The sequence below is a fragment of the Priestia megaterium genome, assembly GCF_009497655.1.
Classification (GTDB): domain Bacteria; phylum Bacillota; class Bacilli; order Bacillales; family Bacillaceae_H; genus Priestia; species Priestia zanthoxyli.
The window spans coordinates 1,271,205-1,289,606 of record NZ_CP023317.1 but is presented as its reverse complement, the minus strand read 5'-3'; the positions used below and the strand labels follow the sequence as shown (position 1 = coordinate 1,289,606).

The 18,402-nt window shown below is 38.0% G+C and carries 17 protein-coding genes and 1 riboswitch; of the genes, 4 read left to right on the top strand and 13 right to left on the bottom strand.

The annotated features are described in order from the left end of the window. Positions 1–60: 60 nt before the first annotated feature. From queE to CEQ83_RS06415, 7 genes are all read right to left on the bottom strand, one after another. Entirely contained in the window at positions 61–792 is a 732-nt protein-coding gene (queE, locus tag CEQ83_RS06445; protein ID WP_025749424.1) for a 7-carboxy-7-deazaguanine synthase QueE, read from the bottom strand. Then, positions 785–1,225, bottom strand: a complete 441-nt coding sequence (gene queD, locus CEQ83_RS06440) for a 6-carboxytetrahydropterin synthase QueD (protein ID WP_013055983.1) — start codon at positions 1,223–1,225, stop codon at positions 785–787. The genes queE and queD overlap by 8 nt, the downstream gene beginning before the upstream one ends. Then, a complete protein-coding gene (gene queC / locus CEQ83_RS06435; protein ID WP_028414148.1) occupies positions 1,225–1,890 on the bottom strand; it encodes a 7-cyano-7-deazaguanine synthase QueC in 666 nt (221 codons plus the stop codon). The genes queD and queC overlap by 1 nt, the downstream gene beginning before the upstream one ends. 230 nt (positions 1,891–2,120) lie before the next feature. Beyond that, a riboswitch (PreQ1 riboswitch) is annotated at positions 2,121–2,164 on the bottom strand. 72 nt (positions 2,165–2,236) lie between these two features. Next, positions 2,237–3,358 (bottom strand): GerAB/ArcD/ProY family transporter, encoded by a 1,122-nt coding sequence (locus CEQ83_RS06430; RefSeq protein ID WP_028414149.1) that lies wholly within the window; start codon positions 3,356–3,358, stop codon positions 2,237–2,239. Positions 3,359–3,380: 22 nt separating this feature from the next. Next, on the bottom strand, positions 3,381–3,617 hold the full coding sequence (locus tag CEQ83_RS06425) for a hypothetical protein (protein WP_033578382.1): 237 nt from the start codon (positions 3,615–3,617) through the stop codon (positions 3,381–3,383). An 11-nt stretch (positions 3,618–3,628) separates the two neighbouring features. Beyond that, positions 3,629–4,828: a Ger(x)C family spore germination protein gene (locus CEQ83_RS06420; protein WP_028414151.1), complete on the bottom strand. Its 1,200-nt coding sequence runs from the start codon at positions 4,826–4,828 to the stop codon at positions 3,629–3,631. Positions 4,829–4,852: 24 nt separating this feature from the next. After that, complete coding sequence (locus tag CEQ83_RS06415; protein ID WP_028414152.1) at positions 4,853–6,451, bottom strand: spore germination protein; 1,599 nt, start codon at positions 6,449–6,451, stop codon at positions 4,853–4,855. A gap of 207 nt (positions 6,452–6,658) precedes the next feature. On the opposite strand from CEQ83_RS06415, the gene CEQ83_RS06410 reads away from it, so the two are divergent. Next, complete coding sequence (locus CEQ83_RS06410) at positions 6,659–7,378, top strand: 3-ketoacyl-ACP reductase (protein WP_028414153.1); 720 nt, start codon at positions 6,659–6,661, stop codon at positions 7,376–7,378. A 65-nt stretch (positions 7,379–7,443) separates the two neighbouring features. Here the strand turns inward: CEQ83_RS06410 and CEQ83_RS27360 are convergent, their stop codons facing one another. From CEQ83_RS27360 to nhaC, 3 genes are all read right to left on the bottom strand, one after another. Continuing rightward, the gene (locus CEQ83_RS27360) at positions 7,444–7,569 is read right to left on the bottom strand and encodes a DUF6254 family protein (protein ID WP_013082238.1); all 126 of its coding nucleotides are present in this window, start codon (positions 7,567–7,569) and stop codon (positions 7,444–7,446) included. An 87-nt stretch (positions 7,570–7,656) separates the two neighbouring features. Continuing rightward, positions 7,657–8,538 carry an alpha/beta hydrolase family protein gene (locus tag CEQ83_RS06405; protein ID WP_028414154.1) on the bottom strand — a complete coding sequence of 294 codons (882 nt, stop codon included), beginning with the start codon at positions 8,536–8,538 and terminating at the stop codon, positions 7,657–7,659. 293 nt (positions 8,539–8,831) lie between these two features. Further along, positions 8,832–10,214, bottom strand: coding sequence for a Na+/H+ antiporter NhaC (gene nhaC / locus CEQ83_RS06400; RefSeq protein ID WP_033578380.1), 1,383 nt, complete (start codon positions 10,212–10,214; stop codon positions 8,832–8,834). A 419-nt stretch (positions 10,215–10,633) separates the two neighbouring features. Between nhaC and CEQ83_RS06395 the strand changes: the two genes are divergently transcribed. After that, positions 10,634–12,748, top strand: a complete 2,115-nt coding sequence (locus tag CEQ83_RS06395; protein WP_034268219.1) for an ATP-dependent Clp protease ATP-binding subunit — start codon at positions 10,634–10,636, stop codon at positions 12,746–12,748. Between the two features lie 50 nt (positions 12,749–12,798). On the opposite strand, the gene CEQ83_RS06390 is transcribed toward CEQ83_RS06395, so the two are convergent. Continuing rightward, complete coding sequence (locus CEQ83_RS06390; RefSeq protein WP_155017129.1) at positions 12,799–13,065, bottom strand: hypothetical protein; 267 nt, start codon at positions 13,063–13,065, stop codon at positions 12,799–12,801. A 340-nt stretch (positions 13,066–13,405) separates the two neighbouring features. Between CEQ83_RS06390 and CEQ83_RS06385 the strand changes: the two genes are divergently transcribed. Then, positions 13,406–14,989, top strand: coding sequence for a PAS domain S-box protein (locus CEQ83_RS06385; RefSeq protein ID WP_155017128.1), 1,584 nt, complete (start codon positions 13,406–13,408; stop codon positions 14,987–14,989). A 25-nt stretch (positions 14,990–15,014) separates the two neighbouring features. On the opposite strand, the gene CEQ83_RS06380 is transcribed toward CEQ83_RS06385, so the two are convergent. Then, positions 15,015–16,709 carry a M3 family oligoendopeptidase gene (locus CEQ83_RS06380; protein WP_155017572.1) on the bottom strand — a complete coding sequence of 565 codons (1,695 nt, stop codon included), beginning with the start codon at positions 16,707–16,709 and terminating at the stop codon, positions 15,015–15,017. A gap of 170 nt (positions 16,710–16,879) precedes the next feature. Continuing rightward, on the bottom strand, positions 16,880–17,350 hold the full coding sequence (locus tag CEQ83_RS06375; protein ID WP_014461070.1) for a MarR family winged helix-turn-helix transcriptional regulator: 471 nt from the start codon (positions 17,348–17,350) through the stop codon (positions 16,880–16,882). A 199-nt stretch (positions 17,351–17,549) separates the two neighbouring features. Here CEQ83_RS06375 and CEQ83_RS06370 point away from each other — a divergent pair, with 199 nt between their 5' ends. Further along, positions 17,550–18,317, top strand: a complete 768-nt coding sequence (locus CEQ83_RS06370) for a DUF4931 domain-containing protein (protein WP_028414160.1) — start codon at positions 17,550–17,552, stop codon at positions 18,315–18,317. The last annotated feature ends 85 nt before the right edge of the window (positions 18,318–18,402 follow it).

The window sequence follows — 18,402 nt, the reverse complement described above, 5'->3', positions numbered from 1 at the left end:
CGTTTTTTTATTTTGTATATATCTGTTTTTATTTTTCTTTGTAAATTTTTTGCTATGCGCTTACACGCCTCGTTTATTTCCCCAAACAAGGGCGTGAACCTGCGGCAGAACTCTTACATCGTTCATGTTTTTAGCTGCCACTGCCTTGTCGATTAACCACTCATACTTTTTAAGCAATTCTTGTGTTAACGACGCATTATCGATTGTCGTTAAGTCCTCGTTGCCTACTTGAACAAAAAATGGAACCTCAGGATAACGTTCATGAACAGACGCTGCATACTCAAAGTCCTCATCATTAAATACAACGACTTTTATGCTTATGTGCGCCATGCGTTTTTCCTTTATTAATGTCTCTATAATATCGTCTAATACGGAGAAATTTGTTTTCATTAATGAACTTGGAGGCTTAGGAGAAATCGTTAAATCATCGATCTTTAGGAACCAATCCTGATAACGGCTTCCCTGTGTTTCAAGAGCTGCTTTTACCCCATGACTGTGCAAAAGCTCTACAAGTGAACCAATCGCCTTGATAAGCGCAGGGTTTCCTCCAGAAATGGTGACGTGATCAAAGCACTCTCCTCCAATTTCTTTAAGCTCCGTCCAAATTTGTTCTGCTGTTAGCTGACGAATATCGTTTTTAGCTGATCCATCCCATGTAAAAGCTGAATCACACCAGCTGCAGGAATAATCACAGCCTGCGGTACGAACAAACATCGTCTTACGTCCTACAACCATTCCTTCCCCTTGAATCGTTGGGCCGAATATTTCAAGTACTGGAATTGTATTAGCCACGTTTTTTCACCTTCTTTGGGCGGTAAACTACGTAACTTGTCGGCGTTTCCCGCACGAATACTTGTACGCAAGAAGGCTTATTTGGTAGTGTGTCTAGATATTCTTGAACCAACTCATAAATTTTACGAGCAACAACTTCAGTTGTAGGAAAATCATTTGGATTTTCTTCGTTAAAGATAGAATGATCGTTCAATAATGTATGATCAAATTGACCAGAAACAATTTTTTTCAATAGCGCAAAGTTTACTAAAAAGCCCGCTTCGTCTAATGTATCTCCGGCAACAGTTAAATTTACAAAATACGTATGTCCATGGACTTGACGGCATTTTCCTGCTTCTGTATGAGGAACAAAATGTGCCGCAGCAAACTGCATATCTTTGTTCAATTCATATTCATAGTCATGAAAGACTTGAGGATACATTTGTTGCAGCATTATTTTTCTCCTCCTTCTTTTGTTTGCAGGTATTGATCTAACCCGCGTTTTCGCAATTGACATGCGGGACATTCGCCGCACCCATCAGCAACAATACCGTTGTAGCACGTTAATGTTTTTTCACGCACATATTCAAGCGCTCCTAGCTCATCCGCTAACGCCCACGTTTCTGCTTTATCAATCCACATAAGCGGCGTATGAATCACAAACTCGAAGTCCATTGATAAATTAAGCGTGACGTTTAACGATTTCACAAATACGTCTCGACAGTCTGGATATCCCGAAAAATCAGTTTCACAAACGCCTGTTACGATATGACGGCCTCCGCTGTTTTTAGCCAGTACGGCAGCAAATGATAAAAATAACAGATTGCGGCCATCCACAAACGTTGTAGGCAACTCTCCTTCTTTTTGCTCAATTTCAATATCATCTCGCGTTAAGGCATTTGGTGCTAATTGATTTAAAAGTGACATATCTAGGACGGTATGCTTCACACCTAAATCAGCTGCGATAGCTTTTGCTACCTCTATCTCTTGACTATGACGCTGACCGTATTGGAAAGTAACCGTTTCTACTTCTTTAAAGTTTTTCAAAGCCCAAAATAGACATGTTGTACTATCTTGACCTCCGCTAAATACAACAATAGCTTTTTCATTTTTCATCATTATTGTTCGTCTCCTTTTTGATTGAAATCAAAAGAAGAAGAAACTTTATTGAACCGTTCGTTCCCTTTGTGACTAATTTTATAACACAAAAAAGAGACTGCTCTTTTCCAGCAATCTCCCTAAAAAGCAACTAAGATACACGTCCTCGCCAGCATACACGTCAAAAAGACGTGTTGATAGAAAAGCACGTGAAAGAAGACACGCTAAAACCGTGTCTTTTGTCATCAACGATGATCTTAGTTTTTTATAGAGGGAGTTTTCGAACCTCTCCCGTACATGTACAAACGTGTACGGCGTTTCTTCTTGAATTGTCATCGTATACTATACCACATACGTATAAATAATGCTATGTTTGTTGGCTTCTATCACCTTTAGCTGCCTTATTTCTCTTTATATAAGAAAGCGCAATAAATAACAACGGAAAACAGACGCTTAGTACAAATAAATAAAACGGCCAGTAATATTTTTCAAAATAATTGAAGTATGCTGTATTTGGAATAATGTAATACGCCACGCCTGTAATGATTAGACCTAAAGGAAAGCTCAAAAAATTGCGCACCCGTAAATTACATAATTGAGCGATACTTAACTGAATAGCATAGAACACAATGACAACTTTAAAAAAGATAGATAACATCCAAATAATAGCTACTAATACTTCAACATGCTGTATCGTTGCACCTAACGAAATCATTTTTCCTAATAAATAAACTGGGTAGCTGTGCATTGATGCAATATTCGCGCCAAGAGCTAATATACAAGCCGCAACTGCAATCGTAATCGTCAAGCCCGATGCCACAGTGCCGATAACAATCATTCTTTTTACCTTTTTTCCATCTTTTATATGAGGCGTAATCATTAGCACAAAAATCAATTCCATAAACGGATTTCCTAAGAAATACGTGGTCCCTAACACTAAATCATCCATGCGGAATTCAAACAAAGGGTAAAGACGATCCAGTTTCATCTGAGGAATATTTAACGAAATTAACAATAAAAAAGGGACGACGATCCACGGTAAAAAGATTTCCGCGGTTCTCGCTATCACTTCAATGCCTAAATATCCTCCGTATATAACCGCTAAAATCACAAGAGCATGAATCCACGTAGGCAGCGTTTCAGGGACAATTTGCGTCGTCATAAATGTACTGATATCTCGAAGGGAAAACGTAGATTGAATGAACATAAAAAAAATGTAAATAAGAGACATACACGCTCCGGCGTAAGGACCTAGCGCTTTTTTAGCTATTTCAATGAACGTTTGCTGAGGGTAACGGTGCATCAGCCATAACAGCACCGCAACAATTAAAAGGGCAAAGCCAATAGCAAGCACACTACATACCCAGGCATTTTGTCTATTCGTTTCTAATAACGTAGCCGGAACTGCCAAAATAGCGCTTCCGATACAAAAAAAATAAATGAGAAAAAGAAGTTGTTTCGGAGTAATAAATTCTTTTATTTGCATCATACACCCCTTCTCTCCTACATACTTACGTAAATAACAGATGATGAACGGTTTTAGTAAGAGGCTTAATGAGTTCCTCTAAAAAGTACAGAGGCGTAGGTACTTCTTTACGGAGTGTAATGGCTCCCCAAAAGAATAAACCCATACCTATAAGACAAAGATAGACAACGATTTCACGGTAATACTTTTCCTTTCGGAAGTTAATCATGATTTTTTTAGTCAAATAAGCAAGAAGTACCAGTAAGGCGATAAATCCCTCCATTTGCTTTCTCCTTAATGCTTCATTTGCTTCATATATGAGTTATTTAACGTGCCTAAGCGACGGATTTGAACTTTGGCATCTAAATCGACGGTTAAATCTTCTGCGTAAATTCTGTTCCAGTCTCTTTTCATTTTGTACCATCTCTTTACATCTTGTCTGTAAAACGTTTCTCCAAAACCGAAGATATCACTTTTATAATCTTTTTGAGCTTTTTCCACTGCGTCATTCATTTTTTCTTTTACGTCCGCTGCTGTTTTTCGTTCGAGCATATTGATTACAGCTGGGTCCTGTAAGTTTACTTGACACTCTACATCTGCCACGTTTGCTTCACCTTTTAAATCCACGTGAATATGAGGCTTATGGTTTTTCATAGAAGCCGTTACCTTCACGTTCGTTCGAAGCATTTCTACTCCGATGATATCGTGCTGTTTTTCTTTTCCTTCGCATGGAATAACAATTAACGTACTTTTTACATTTCCTGTAATATAGTTATATCCTTTACTTTCGTCTTCATTGAACCAGCCGATCAGCTTATCATTTTGAAAGACACCTAATCCTTTAAAATTGAGCAGGGTGGACAGATTGGTGCGGGAAATGCTGGACATATCTCCTGCCTTTTTCACGTCGCCTTTGACCAATACTCCCGATAACACCGCCTGCTTTCCTTCGCTCGTTAAGTTACTAATCAGTTCATTTAACTTTACGCCTCTCGTGGGTGCCCAAATACGCTGAGAGACGTCTAATGAAGCAAACATATGGTTAGCTGGTATTTTTTCAATTGTTGTTAATACGTTCAGAACGCTCGATGCTTTCGTGTTTTTAGCAACAACAACAAAATAATCGGTACGCACTTCATGATCCCGAGCAAAGAAATCAAGCACTTCAGCAATACCCTCTTCCGCCATGCTTTCGCTAATGACTAGCATTCGTAAATGAGAAAGATAAATTTTCCGCGGGGATTTTGTCGTTATTTTTCTTAACCCTTCCATTACAGACGAAGCCTTAATAGAGAATGTGGTAACAGAAGGCCCGTTTGTAGGGGTTTTGGCCTGAATATCACCAGGGTTAATCAGCTGAACTGTAACAATAATGCCATCTTCTGCTTTATCAATTCCGACAGCAACCGTAATGGCTAGCTCATTCAACTCTCGACTGCTCCAGCAGCCGCTTAACAGCAATGAACAGATACATAACATCAGAAATGCTTTCATAGTAACCGGCCACCTTTGCACAGTTTAGTTTTTTTGCGTCTTTTGACGTGAAATATTCTTCTCGTTAATAAGCTTTGGCCTTGTTTTCATTTTTTTGATTGAACGTCTAATTAGAACATCCTTTTGATCACGCTTCACAAAGGGAGCCATAGGTGTCATATAAGGGACTCCAAATGACCTTAAGCTGCATAAATGTAAAATCATTAAAATTAGCCCGAGGATAATACCGAACAAGCCAAAAGTAGCTGCTAAAACCATTAAAATAAAGCGCAGCATCCTTACTGCAATGGCCATATCATACACCGGTGAAACAAAGTTACTAATAGCGGTGATGGATACAACGATAACCATTGCAGGCGATACTAATCCAGCTTGTACGGCGGCTTCTCCTAAAACGAGTGCTCCCACGATTGAAATAGCTGAACCTACTGCTCGAGGCAATCGGACTCCCGCTTCTCGCAAAATTTCAAACGTGATTTCCATAATAAACGCTTCAATAATAGCTGGAAAAGGCACACCTTCCCTTTGAGCTGCAATACTAATTAACAAAGCAAAAGGAAGCATCTCTTGATGAAAAGTAGTTAAAGCAATATAAGCAGAAGGTGTTAAAAGGGCTAAGAAAAATGCCATGTAGCGCATTAAGCGAATCAATGTACTAATATCTGCGCGCTGGTAATAATCTTCGGCCGCCTGAAAAAATTGAATAAATAGGGCAGGAACCATCAATACAAAAGGTGTACCGTCTACTAAAATGGCTATCCGCCCCTCTAAAAGACCTGCTGCCACGGAGTCTGGACGCTCCGTGTTATGCATAGTAGGAAAAGGTGTATAATCTTCATCTTGAATCAACTCTTCGATATATCCGCTCTCCAAAATACCGTCTATATCAATTTTAGAAAGACGCTCTTTTACCTCTTGAATGACCTGTTCATCCGCAATGCCGTCTATATAAACGAGCGCAATATCCGTTTTTGTAAACTCTCCTATTTGCTGAGATTCAATCCAAAGTTTTGGAGATTTTATTCGGCGCCGAATCAATGCGGTATTCGTTCGCAGTGTTTCTGTAAAACTGTCTCGAGGTCCTCTTACAACGGTCTGAGATTGTGGTTCAGAAACAGCCCTGTCTCTCCACCCTCTTGTACTTGCCACAATACACGTTTGATACCCTTCTAAAAACAGCACGGTATCTCCTGATAAAACATGAAGAAGAGCATCATCCAATGTTTTGGCTTCCATAATTTCACCGGCCGCCAAACTATAGCTTTTAATCAATTCGTACATATTAACGACACCGTCATCATGAGTTAAATGCTCATCGTGATAATGCATAATGGAGTCCAGCGCATAGTGTTCAACTTCATCTTTATTTACCAATCCGTCGATGTAAGCAACACCTAAAGTGAATTTTTCTTCAATTGAAATTCGAAACTCTCTTGTCACTAAGTCCGTGCTCTGTCCTAATGCTTTTTTCATGTGGAATATATTATCTCCCACTCTCTCCGACAATTTCTGCTCTTCCTCAGTGGAAGAAGCACTAGTTGCCTTAGAGTCCTTCGATTCACCAGCTTTTTCTTTCCGCTGTTTGGATTTATTCGTTAACTCCGATAGTTTTTTAATACGCATTGTTCATCCTCCACTACATTGAACGAAAAGAAACGGAATTTCTTCTTTTTAGTCTCTATAGTTTTTGTATGAAAAGGAAATTTATACTTGAAGCCATTTTAATAATCTTTATTTTTGACATCATTTGTGCATTTCTATAGGATAGTAATGGATAATTCTTCGTTATTATGAAGAATGTTTATACGGAACATTGAAAGGAGTCTATACATGGCACAATCACTTAAAGGCAAAGTAGCTCTTATTACAGGAGCAGGAAAAGGCATCGGTCGTTCAACTGCAATTGAATTAGCAAAAGAAGGCGTAAATATCGGTTTAATTGCTCGTACAGAGGCAGATTTAAAGGCTGTGGCTTCTGAACTGGAAGCATTTGATGTACAAGTTGCTTATGCAACAGCAGACGTTTCTTCTATGGAAGAAGTAAACGCAGCAGTTGAGCATCTACATACAAAATTAGGGGCAACGGATATCTTAATCAACAATGCGGGAATCGGTAAATTCGGAGGCTTTTTAGAGCTAGACCCAGCTGAGTGGAAACAAATCATTGATGTGAATTTAATGGGCGTTTACTACGTAACGCGCGCCGTTCTACCTCAATTAATCGAAAAAAATGGTGGAGACATCATCAATATTTCATCCACTGCTGGTCAAAAAGGCGCTCCCGTTACAAGTGCTTACAGCGCTTCAAAATTTGGCGTGCTTGGCTTAACTGAATCTTTAGCGCTAGAAGTGCGCAAACACAATATTCGTGTAACAGCTCTAACACCAAGTACAGTAGCAACGGAATTAGCATATAAAGAAAACTTAACGGATGGCAATCCTGATAAAGTGATGCAGCCTGAAGACCTAGCAGAAATTATGGTAGCACAATTAAAGCTGCATCCGCGTATTTTTATCAAATCTGCGGGCATGTGGTCTACAAATCCATAAACAAACATAGAAAAAGGAGAGCTTCAGCTCTCCTTTTTTGTGTCTTCTTTTATATGATGGTTAGCTTATTTACGTTTAGGCGTGATTTCTTCTGATAGTTCTTCAAAAGACTTTACTTTTCCATGCGATGGGTTTTGTGATTGCTTTCGTACGTTCCACTGACGCTCTTTTTGACTTTTAGACTGAGTCATTTTGCTTCATCCCCTTTTTATATGCTTACATGTAGTAGGATAAAACAAGCTGCTTATTTCCATTCATCAAAACTGCTTCCAATTTCTTTACTGCTTAGCTAAATGTATTTTAAACCATTTATCAATTTCCGCGTTGTATTGATCATAATAAGCAGTTAGCGGATGGTCTCCATTTTTGTACAGTACATATTTGTATTCTTTTCCCTGCTCATCTAGCTGTTTCACAAGTTTTTCAGCCTGAGTGTGGTGAACTTTACGATCATGATCGCCCTGTAAAATTAAAAGAGGTGAATTTACTTTATCGCTCCAGTAGACAACAGAACGAGTTTTATACCTCTCTGGATACTGCGCCGGATCTCCTACAATTGTCCGCAGCACTTGTTTCATTTCAGGCCCTCTTTGGTCGTAGAATTGAAACATGTCTGTAATACCTGATTGTACGACAACAGCATCAAATTTAACGCCGTTTTTCATCGTTAAATACGTCATCATACCGCCGCGTGAATATCCTAGCGCTACCTTTTGCTGGTGATTTACATAAGGAAGCTGTTCTCCCCATTTAATAAGATTTAATACGTCGTCAATATCTTTACCACCGTACGTCTCTGTTCCTTCACTTCCGCCATTTCCCCTGTATTGAGTCGCAACAACGACGTAGCCTTTACTTGCCCAGTATGACAAATACTGAAGTGTTTTTGCGCGAATCATGCCATGTTCGCGATTTCCTCCGCGATTATATACTAAAAGCGGATAATGTTTGTCTGCAATGTCTTTAGGCTGTACTAAAAACCCTTTTATCTTTAAATTATCACTAGGATACGTAATGCTATATACATCTACTTTATTTGAATAAGGCGATAATAAATTCAATTTTTCTTTATTTACATCATCACTTTCAGCTCGGTTAAAAACCGCTGTCACACCGAGCACAGCTACAGTGATTAATGCAATGATGCCCCATTTTTTCAACAGAAACCCTCTCCTCAATAAATATCTTTTCTCTTTTATAATGAGTGTTTTCATTTGCCTTTACCCTTCTTAAATGTTTGCTAAAAAGGGCATTCATCCCATCGCCAATACAGCTTATTTATCATACCGCAAAACCCAAATTTCTTCATTAATAAAGAAATAAGAATTCATACAAATACATGAACAGGAAAGACGTATAGTAAATTGTATTATTAAATTATAGATTTGAAAAGTGGAATGATACTTTTTTTGTCGTTTTTTACCTGTCCTTTTTTAAAAAGAAAAAAGCCCAGTTAAGACTGAGCTTTTTTCTTGGCAATACCAATGCCTGTATATGCTAAAATAATTGAAAAAATCGGACATAAAATGCTAAAGAATGTAAATGGAATATAGTCAGCCGCTGGAATATTTAATGCAGTTGAAATAAAAGCTCCGCTGACACCCCACGGAATAATAGCATTAATAACCGTTCCACCGTCTTCAAGCGTTCGTGATAAGTTTTTCGGATCTAAGTTCCACTTTTCATACAGCGGCTTAAACGTTTGCCCAGGCAGAAGAATTGATAAATACTGTTCTCCTGTAATAACGTTCACTCCAATTGAAGATAGAAGCGTAGCAAAAATAACGTCTCCGCTGCGGCGGATTTGTTTTGCTAATCCTTTTAATAAAGCATCAATAATTCCAACCGCTCTCATCAAGCCACCTAGCGACAAGGCAATCATGATAAGAGAAATAGAAAACATCATGGACTGTAATCCGCCTTTGTTTACAATCGCATCGACTACTTTATTTCCTGACTCGATTGCCGGCCCGCTTTGAAGAACCCCTAGCAATTGACTCAGCGTAAATTCATGCTGTGTAATCATTCCTGTAATAATGGCCGTTACAATCCCTAAAACTAACGTTGGCAATACATCGACTCTTCTCATCGAAAAAATAAGAACTAAGAGTGGAGAAAGCAACGTTAACACGTGTAAATTAAACGTATGTTTTAATGCTTCTTGAATTCCTTGAATTTCTCCGTAATTGACGCTTTCATGATTTCCGTTCATTCCGATTACCAATGCAATGATTGCTGTAATAACAATACTTGGAACCGTCGTCCACGTAATATGCTGAATATGTTTAGGGAGCGGCACTTCAACGATACCAGAAGCAAAATTTGTTGTATCAGACAATGGAGACATCTTATCTCCAAACACAGCTCCTGAAACAATCATCCCTGCTGCTAGCCCTGGATGTACACCAATAGCAGTTCCCACGCCAAATAAAGCGACTCCTACCGTACTGACGGTTGTTAATGAACTTCCCGTGAATGTTGAAACTAACACGGTGATAACCAAAGCACTAATTAAAAAGTACTGCGGTGAAATCCAGTGGAAGCCGTAGGATAAAATCGTCGGTATCGTTCCTCCTACCATCCAAATCGCAATGAGCATCCCGATCAGCATTAGAATAAGGATAGGCTTAATGCCAAGTCTAACACCGTCTAAAATGCCTTTCTCCATTTCTGTCCACTTATATTTCAACAAAAAGCCAATCACACTAATAAATGCTACACCAAATATTAGCGGAATATGAGGCGGCAGCTTTAACATAAATAATGAAACAAAAATAATAGCTAATAGCACCAAAACCACCGCTATTGATTGTATAAATGAAATTTCTTTTTTCATGAGGTATTCCCTTTCTATCTTTCTTTTTCACTTAAACGCTTTTATGCTTTTACGCAGTTAAGTGCAAACCTTCTTGAGTATAATTTTTATCCTTCTTGCTGTCAATAACTTATTTTATCCAACGGCAGGCTCTGCACTCATTTTTCCACTTTTCTTCTTATTAATATTTATTCTCTATCTAAGCAAATCATTGTACAAAATGCTTCTAATGTTTTTATATATATAAAACGGGTACACACAAAACACACGTTTTTTTAATGTACTACCTTTTGTACATAAGCGAGGAACTTCCCTCAAAAAATTTTTAAGCAAAAGACTTGAAAGTCAAAAAAGGTCAAAGTATAATGAGATTACGAAAGGTCAAGAAAGGTCAAACACCTGCTGATCTTCGATTAAAATCATTTAGGGAGGCTAATTAAATGATTTGTCAAAACTGTAATAAACGTGAAGCATCTATTCAATTAAATGTACAAACAAATAATCAAAAATCTCAATATCGTTTATGTCATACATGTTATCAAGCACTAATGAAAGAACATAAAATCCCATCAGGCTTTGGAGGTGGCGGCTTTATGAACATCGATGATTTATTCAAGCAAATGGCGCACGAACAAGCTGCACCGGAGCAGCCACAGCAAGGAAACGGCGGCGGAGGCTTTTTAGATCAATTTGGTCGAAACTTAACTCAAATTGCGAAAACGGGATTAATTGACCCTGTTATTGGCCGCGAAGAAGAAGTAGAGCGCGTCATTGAAATTTTAAATAGAAGAAACAAAAACAACCCGGTACTAATTGGAGAACCCGGTGTTGGTAAAACAGCTGTAGTCGAAGGGTTAGCTTTAAAAATTGCGGAAGGAAAAGTTCCTGCAAAGCTGCTAAATAAAGATGTATATCTGTTAGATGTAGCATCACTCGTAGCTAATACGGGCGTGCGAGGTCAATTTGAAGAGCGTATGAAACAGTTAATTTCTGAGCTTCAACAGCGAAAAAACGTGATTTTATTTATCGATGAAATCCACCTTCTTGTAGGAGCAGGTTCAGCGGAAGGTTCAATGGACGCAAGCAATATTTTAAAACCTGCTCTTGCACGAGGTGAACTTCAAGTAGTCGGAGCTACAACTTTAAAAGAGTACCGTTCCATTGAAAAAGATGCGGCTCTTGAACGACGTTTCCAGCCGGTTATGGTTCACGAACCGTCTGTAGAAGAAGCCGTTGAAATTCTAAAAGGAATTCAAAGTAAATATGAAGATTATCACGGCGTTAGCTATACAGATGAAGCGATCCGCGCTTGTGTAAATTTATCACACCGCTACATTCAAGATCGTTTCTTGCCTGATAAAGCAATTGACTTGCTAGATGAAGCAGGTTCAAAAATGAACTTACAGGCAGGCATTACAAATAAAGACGACGCGGCCGCTCGCTTAAAAGAAATTACAAAAGAAAAAGAGCAGGCGCTAAAGGATGAAAAATATGAAGTAGCGGCAAAACTGCGCGATGAAGAAGCTGCTCTTGAAAAACAACTAAACGAAGAACAGCAAAAAATGAATGTGGATATTGCTGACATTCAAGCCATTATTGAAAAGAAAACGGGTATCCCTGTTGGTAAACTTCAAGAAAATGAATCAGCAAAAATGAAGCATTTAGCAGAGCACTTAGCTCAAAAAGTAATCGGACAGCAGGAAGCTGTCGAAAAAGTCGCAAAAGCAATTCGACGTTCTCGCGCTGGATTAAAAGCGAAGCATCGCCCAATTGGTTCATTCTTATTTGTCGGTCCAACAGGTGTCGGTAAAACAGAGTTAACCAAAACATTAGCTGAAGAACTGTTCGGCTCAAAAGATGCAATGGTTCGTCTAGATATGAGTGAATACATGGAAAAACACGCGGTGTCTAAATTAATCGGTTCACCTCCTGGCTACGTAGGTCATGAAGAGGCAGGACAATTAACAGAGAAAGTACGCCGTAACCCTTATTCCATCATCTTACTAGATGAAATTGAAAAAGCTCATCCAGACGTTCAGCATATGTTTTTGCAAATTTTAGAAGATGGGCGTCTAACGGATAGTCAAGGTCGCACAGTAAGCTTCAAAGACACGGTTATCATTATGACAAGTAACGCTGGTGTAGGTGAAAAGAAAATTACGGTTGGGTTTGACGCAGAAAATGATGCGCTTAAGCAGGCATCCGTTTTAGATTCACTTTCATCTTATTTCAAACCAGAGTTTTTAAATCGATTTGATACAATCATTGAATTTAATCACCTTGAAAAAGATAACTTGATTAAAATCGTTGACCTTATGCTTGCTGAATTGAAAGAAACATTACAAGAACAAAACATCACGCTGAGCGTAGCAGATGAGGTAAAAGAAAAACTGGCTGAACTTGGCTATCACCCTGCATTCGGTGCTAGACCACTCCGCCGAGCAATTCAAGAACAGCTTGAAGATCGAATTACAGATTTACTGTTAGATGATGCGGACGTATCAACAGTGAACGTAACGTTAAATGAAGCGAGCGAAATCACCGTACAAAACTAATAGAAAAAGCGACTCTACTTGAGTCGCTTTTTTTATAGAAATACTTTCGTTTATTTACTTTCATCTGTTTTTTCGTCCGCACTATCCGTTGATTCTTCTTGATCATCAGCTGCTTCATCCCCAGATGAGTCATCTGCTTCGTCTTGCTTCATTGTTTCCTGTGAATCATCTGTCGTTGTATCCTCCGATTGAGTATCATCCGACTGTTCGGTTTGCTGTTCTGTTGCATCTTTTTCATCCGTTTGTGAGTTGCATGCTGTGATTAACATAATTGCTATAAGTGATCCAAATAACTTGACTAATAAACTTTTGTTCATTTTACCGTCTCCTTTCGAATCATCTGAGCCTCTATGTAGTCACCATTCATATGGCTCTACTGGCAGTATAGCCTATCCAATTGGAAAAAAGTTCACTTTTACAAGGTTATCACAAAAGCTTTACATCTCCTTCATTTCGTTCATATTCCCCTCATATTTCCTTAATAGTTTATGACCAGCCACATTCTAGATCTATCTTCCTTGGTCTAAGTGCTCAATTCGGCTATTCACATAGTTGTAACTATGCTAATATGAGTGATATATTACTGTATCGTGCGACTAGCTGACTATGAAGTTATTCTCCTATAAAGTTATTTACCATTTAAGAAAGGGATTTTTTATGGAATCACACAACCTCATAAAAAAACGTAATTTTATTCTTTTACTTATTTTCTGGCTGCTGTATTTTGTCCACATTGTGTTATATCACTTTATTGCAGCTGATCCTCATATGATTGTTTTTATAAGCGGAGGAATTTTATTATTGGTAGTGACGGCTATGTATTACTTTCATTTTCATCCTGCTATCATTATGTATTCTTTTTTTATATGCTATTATGCCTATATTGCGTACATAACATCTATTGAACCTGCTGTTATTAATTATTTGTTTTTGTTTCTTGGAATAATTGTTAGCTTTATTTACTATAGCTATATCGCTATTGTAACTTCTACATTAATGTCCATAATAATTGTTTTGTACTTTTATGTAAGCAACACTCTTTTTACATCTGTGACTTTCGTGAAATTAGATATCGTTTATTTCATTTTGTTTACGCTGATCACAATGATTATTTTGTTGTATTGTGCTCATTTCTCTAAAAAATTGATTGCTATTACGACGGTCAAAATGAACAAAACCGAAGATGAACTTTACTCAGCTCAAGAGTATTTACAATCTTTTTTCACATACAATCGCGACGCCATTTCCGTGTTCAGTCTAGACGGCAAAGTGATTAAAGTAAACGATGCTTTTGAGCAAATATACGGATGGAAAGCGGAAGAAATTGTCGGAAAAACCATCCCATTTATTCCTGCTGGCTTAAAAGGCGACGCTGAAAACCGATTAGAAAGGGTTAAAAAAGGAGAAAAGCTGGTAGCCTTTGAAACCCAAGATAAGCGAAAAGACGGAAAAATAATTGACGTAGAAATTACTGTTTCACCTATTTTTAATCGTGATCAGCAAGTCGTTGCGCTTTTTGGTATTTCACGCGATCTTACAGAAGAAAAGGAAACAGAAAAATTTCTTCGCCAAACCGATAAATTATCTTTAGCCGGCGAAATGGCAGCGGGCATCGCTCATGAAATTCGAAATCCGCTTACTTCCCTGAATGGATTTATTCAGCTTATTCATGAAGACAGCAGCCGCTATCATTCTTATACAACCATCATGCTGAGTGAACTGAATCGTATTAACTCAATCGTTGGAGAATTTTTATTGCTCGCTAAACCTCATGATACGGTTATGAAAAAACATGCATTCTCTACTATTTTAAATGACGTTATTCTTCTGTATGAATCAGAATGTGTATTAAAAAACGTCCTAGTTAAAACGCAGGTGGAAGCTCCGCATACATACATCTGCTGTGATGCCAATCAAATTAAGCAAGTACTCATTAATTTATTAAAAAATGCGCTCGAAGCTATGCCTAGCGGAGGAGAAATTCATTTAAACGTTACTCAGCATACTAAAGGCCTTACTATTTTCATTAAAGATACAGGAGTAGGTATTCCCTCAAATTTGCTTACGCACATTCAAAAGCCCTTTTTTACTACGAAGCCATCAGGCACCGGTCTTGGACTTGTTGTGATTAAAAACATTCTGTATCAGCATAAAGGAACATTTGAGATTAAAAGCACTGTGGGCGAAGGAACCAGCGTTACCCTTACGATTCCTTTATGGAAAGAAGGAACATGTCAATAAAAAAAAGCCGCAAACGCGGCTTTTTTTATAGCTTTTTATCATTAATACTATTTAAATAGTTTTCAATTTCATCTACTACAGACTGCACGCAGCCCTCTTCGAATGGAGAGATCAAATTCGCTTCCTCTACTAATTCTAAAAACGGCTTACTTCCGCCAAGCTTACACAAATGAACGTAATCTTGCCATGCTTGTTCATGATTTTCTCGATCCTTTTTCCAAAATTGAAATGCACAAATTTGAGCGAGCGTATAATCAATATAATAAAACGGAGACGTGTAAATATGAAGCTGGCGCTGCCAGAAACCCCCGCTTTCTAGATAATAATGGCCATCATAGTTTTTAGAAGGCATATATTTTTTTTCAATTTCTCGCCACGTTTGTTTTCGTTCCGAAGGCGTCATCTCAGGGCGTTCGTATACAGCATGCTGAAATTCATCTACTGCTACCCCGTAAGGCAAGAAAGTTAAGCCTGAGCTTAAATGAGAAAACTGGTATTTATCTTTGTCTTCTTTAAAGAACAACTCCATCCAAGGCCATGTAAAATACTCCATGCTCATCGAATGAATTTCAGCTCCTTCATGCGTAGGCCAGTGATACTCATTGGTTTCCATATCTCGGCTGGAATACACTTGAAAAGCATGCCCTGCTTCATGCGTTAACACATCGATATCGCCTGATGTTCCATTAAAATTTGAAAAAATAAACGGCGCTTTGTATTCTTCAATAAACGTACAGTAGCCTCCGCCTGCTTTGCCCTTTTTAGCGACTAAATCCATTAAATTATTTTCAAGCATAAATGAAAAGAATTCATCTGTCTCTTTAGAAAGCTCCTTATACATAACCCGTCCATTTTCAATAATCCACTTTTCATCACCTTTTGGCACTGCGTTTCCTGTTTCAAACTGAAACGGTTCATCATAATAAGTTAAGCTCTCTACTTGAATTCTTTCCTGCTGACGCTTTTTTAGTTTTTCAGTAAGGGGAACTATATACTCTTTTACTTGTTTGCGAAAAGCAGCAACCATTTCAGCATCATAGCCTATTCTAGACATACGAGCATAGCCCACTTCTACGAAATTTTTATAGCCTAATTTTTCAGCAAGCTTGGTCCTTACTTTTACAAGTTTGTCGTAAATATCATCAAATTCCTCTTCGTGATCGGTGAAAAATTGAAACTTCGCTTCTGCTGCTTTTTTTCTCATTTCTCGATCAGGTGACTCCATAAACGGATCGAGCTGAGCTAGCGTTCTTTCTTCTCCTTCAAATACAATTTTAGCTGATGCCACTAGTTTCGTATATTGAGATGATAGCTTATTTTCTTCCTGCAGCTCTTTTACTATTTCAGGAGAGAACGTTTTTAACTGCATTTCAGCAAGAGAAAACAGCTGCTTTCCCCACTTTTCTTCTAGTTGCTGTTTAAAAGGCGAAGAGATTAAGGCTTTGTAAAATTTCTCTACATATCCTTCTAAAAGCGGCTGTGTTTCATCAAAATAGTCTTGTTCTTCTTTATAAAATTCATTCGCTGTGTCGATAGAATGACGAATATAGCAGATGTTCCCCATTGTACTGTACTGAGAATACGCATCGTTTGCTAGACGAATTGCCTCATTTTGCTGACTGACTGACGCTGCTTCCGTAAAATGTGTAATGGCCTTTTCAAACTGCTTTTCAATTTCATTCATATCAGGTCGCGTATATGTATAATTCTCAAATTTCATCATTAGTTCCCCTTCCTCTATTGTCTGTATGTAACCTAATTCGTTTTTATCCAGCTGTATTCCTGTTAATTTCAATTTTTTGTCACTTTTTATTTTCGATGTCGATTGGCCATGAAAGAAGTCATAGAAAAAACTCGTTTGTTCAACAGAAACAAACGAGCTTTCCTTAATTAATTAGTCGATTCCGGCAAAAATTCATCTGCATAGTGCCCTAGTTTCTTAAGCATCGAAATGGCAACTTCCTTTTCTTCGCTAGATAAAACGGATAAAATATCATGAATTCTTTTTTCGTGACTCGGAAACATGCTTTCAATCATTTCCTTGCCTTGCTTGGTGATAGCTGCATAGGTTACGCGACGATCGCTCGGACAAGCAACGCGCTCCAAGAAGCCTTTTTTCTCAAGCTTGTCTACTACATACGTAATACTGCCGCTTGCCAACAGAATTTTTCCGCCAATTTGCTGAAGAGGCTGCTGGCCTTTGTGGTACAATAACTCTAGGACAGCAAATTCGGTTGGATTCATTCCATGCTGTTGAATAAATTTATGCACATGATCATTAATTGAACGATTGGCACGAGATAGTACAATAAATAATTTAAGAGATTGGTCTAACTCTTCTCTAGTTACATCATTCGTCATTTTAATCAGTTCCTTTGATATTATCTTGATATCAAGATAATACTAAAATTTCCCTTCAAAGTCAATCAAAGCAGGCTTATTTCATCGGTTATTCTCTCTGCTTGTACAATTTTTTTGATAAAAAATGTATATAAGTGGATTTATACATATGCTTTTAATACAATAAACATATGAACATTACATAAAAAGGTGAATGATTATGAAACCAACCCATTTATTATTTAATTCCGCGATTGGTTCGCAAAAGCCTGAAACAATCGTTAACCGGCAAAACCCCTGTCCCTTTTGCGACGTAGAATCTCTTACAGGCATCATTGAAAAACAAGGACCTATCATTTGGCTAAAAAATAAGTTTCCCGTTCTGCAAGATGCTTATCAGACGGTTATCATTGAGACCGATGAGTGTTCTTCAGAACTATCTATTTATCCAAAAGAACATCTGTATACCTTGCTGAGTTTTGCTACTGAACGATGGATATCGATGATGAACAGCGGAGAATATGCTTCTGTTCTTTTCTTTAAAAATCACGGCCCCATGTCCGGAGGATCATTACGACATCCTCATATGCAAATTATTGGTTTAAATGAGATGGATGTAAATGAAAATGTGAAGCTAGAGCAGTTTGAAGGAGTCACAATTGCCAAAAATGAACACGTCACATTTAATTTATCTGTAAAACCTCGAATGGGCTTTTTTGAATTTAACGTGATAACAGATCAGCTTGACAAAGAGCTGCACACGTTTGCAGATTATCTTCAAACGGCTGCTCACTATTTATTAAATCATTTTCATCGTAGCTGCACGAGCTACAACTTGTTTTTTTATAATCTTAAAAACGGCAAAATTGCAGCGAAAATCATTCCTCGCTTTGCCACATCTCCTTTGTATGTAGGATATGGCATTCCTCAAGTTTCCAATAAGCTTGAGCACATTGCTAACCAAGTTCAGGAGCTGTACTTCACCTAAAAAGTTGAACCTTCACTGGTTCAACTTTTTTGTAAAATTATTGCATAAAGCTGTTCATTTTTAAAATAGTCATGCTCATAGAAAA

Excerpts from the sequence above, each read along its gene's own strand:
- CEQ83_RS06375 (WP_014461070.1), bottom strand. The coding sequence starts at position 17,350 with ATGACGAATGATGTAACTAGAGAAGAGTTAGACCAATCTCTTAAATTA.
- CEQ83_RS06410 (WP_028414153.1), top strand. The coding sequence starts at position 6,659 with ATGGCACAATCACTTAAAGGCAAAGTAGCTCTTATTACAGGAGCAGGA.
- CEQ83_RS27360 (WP_013082238.1), bottom strand. The coding sequence starts at position 7,569 with ATGACTCAGTCTAAAAGTCAAAAAGAGCGTCAGTGGAACGTACGAAAG.
- CEQ83_RS06425 (WP_033578382.1), bottom strand. The coding sequence starts at position 3,617 with ATGGAGGGATTTATCGCCTTACTGGTACTTCTTGCTTATTTGACTAAA.
- CEQ83_RS06415 (WP_028414152.1), bottom strand. The coding sequence starts at position 6,451 with ATGCGTATTAAAAAACTATCGGAGTTAACGAATAAATCCAAACAGCGG.
- CEQ83_RS06390 (WP_155017129.1), bottom strand. The coding sequence starts at position 13,065 with ATGAACAAAAGTTTATTAGTCAAGTTATTTGGATCACTTATAGCAATT.
- CEQ83_RS06420 (WP_028414151.1), bottom strand. The coding sequence starts at position 4,828 with ATGAAAGCATTTCTGATGTTATGTATCTGTTCATTGCTGTTAAGCGGC.
- CEQ83_RS06430 (WP_028414149.1), bottom strand. The coding sequence starts at position 3,358 with ATGATGCAAATAAAAGAATTTATTACTCCGAAACAACTTCTTTTTCTC.
- CEQ83_RS06370 (WP_028414160.1), top strand. The coding sequence starts at position 17,550 with ATGAAACCAACCCATTTATTATTTAATTCCGCGATTGGTTCGCAAAAG.
- CEQ83_RS06380 (WP_155017572.1), bottom strand. The coding sequence starts at position 16,709 with ATGAAATTTGAGAATTATACATATACGCGACCTGATATGAATGAAATT.
- CEQ83_RS06385 (WP_155017128.1), top strand. The coding sequence starts at position 13,406 with ATGGAATCACACAACCTCATAAAAAAACGTAATTTTATTCTTTTACTT.
- CEQ83_RS06395 (WP_034268219.1), top strand. The coding sequence starts at position 10,634 with ATGATTTGTCAAAACTGTAATAAACGTGAAGCATCTATTCAATTAAAT.
- queD (WP_013055983.1), bottom strand. The coding sequence starts at position 1,225 with ATGCTGCAACAAATGTATCCTCAAGTCTTTCATGACTATGAATATGAA.
- nhaC (WP_033578380.1), bottom strand. The coding sequence starts at position 10,214 with ATGAAAAAAGAAATTTCATTTATACAATCAATAGCGGTGGTTTTGGTG.
- queC (WP_028414148.1), bottom strand. The coding sequence starts at position 1,890 with ATGATGAAAAATGAAAAAGCTATTGTTGTATTTAGCGGAGGTCAAGAT.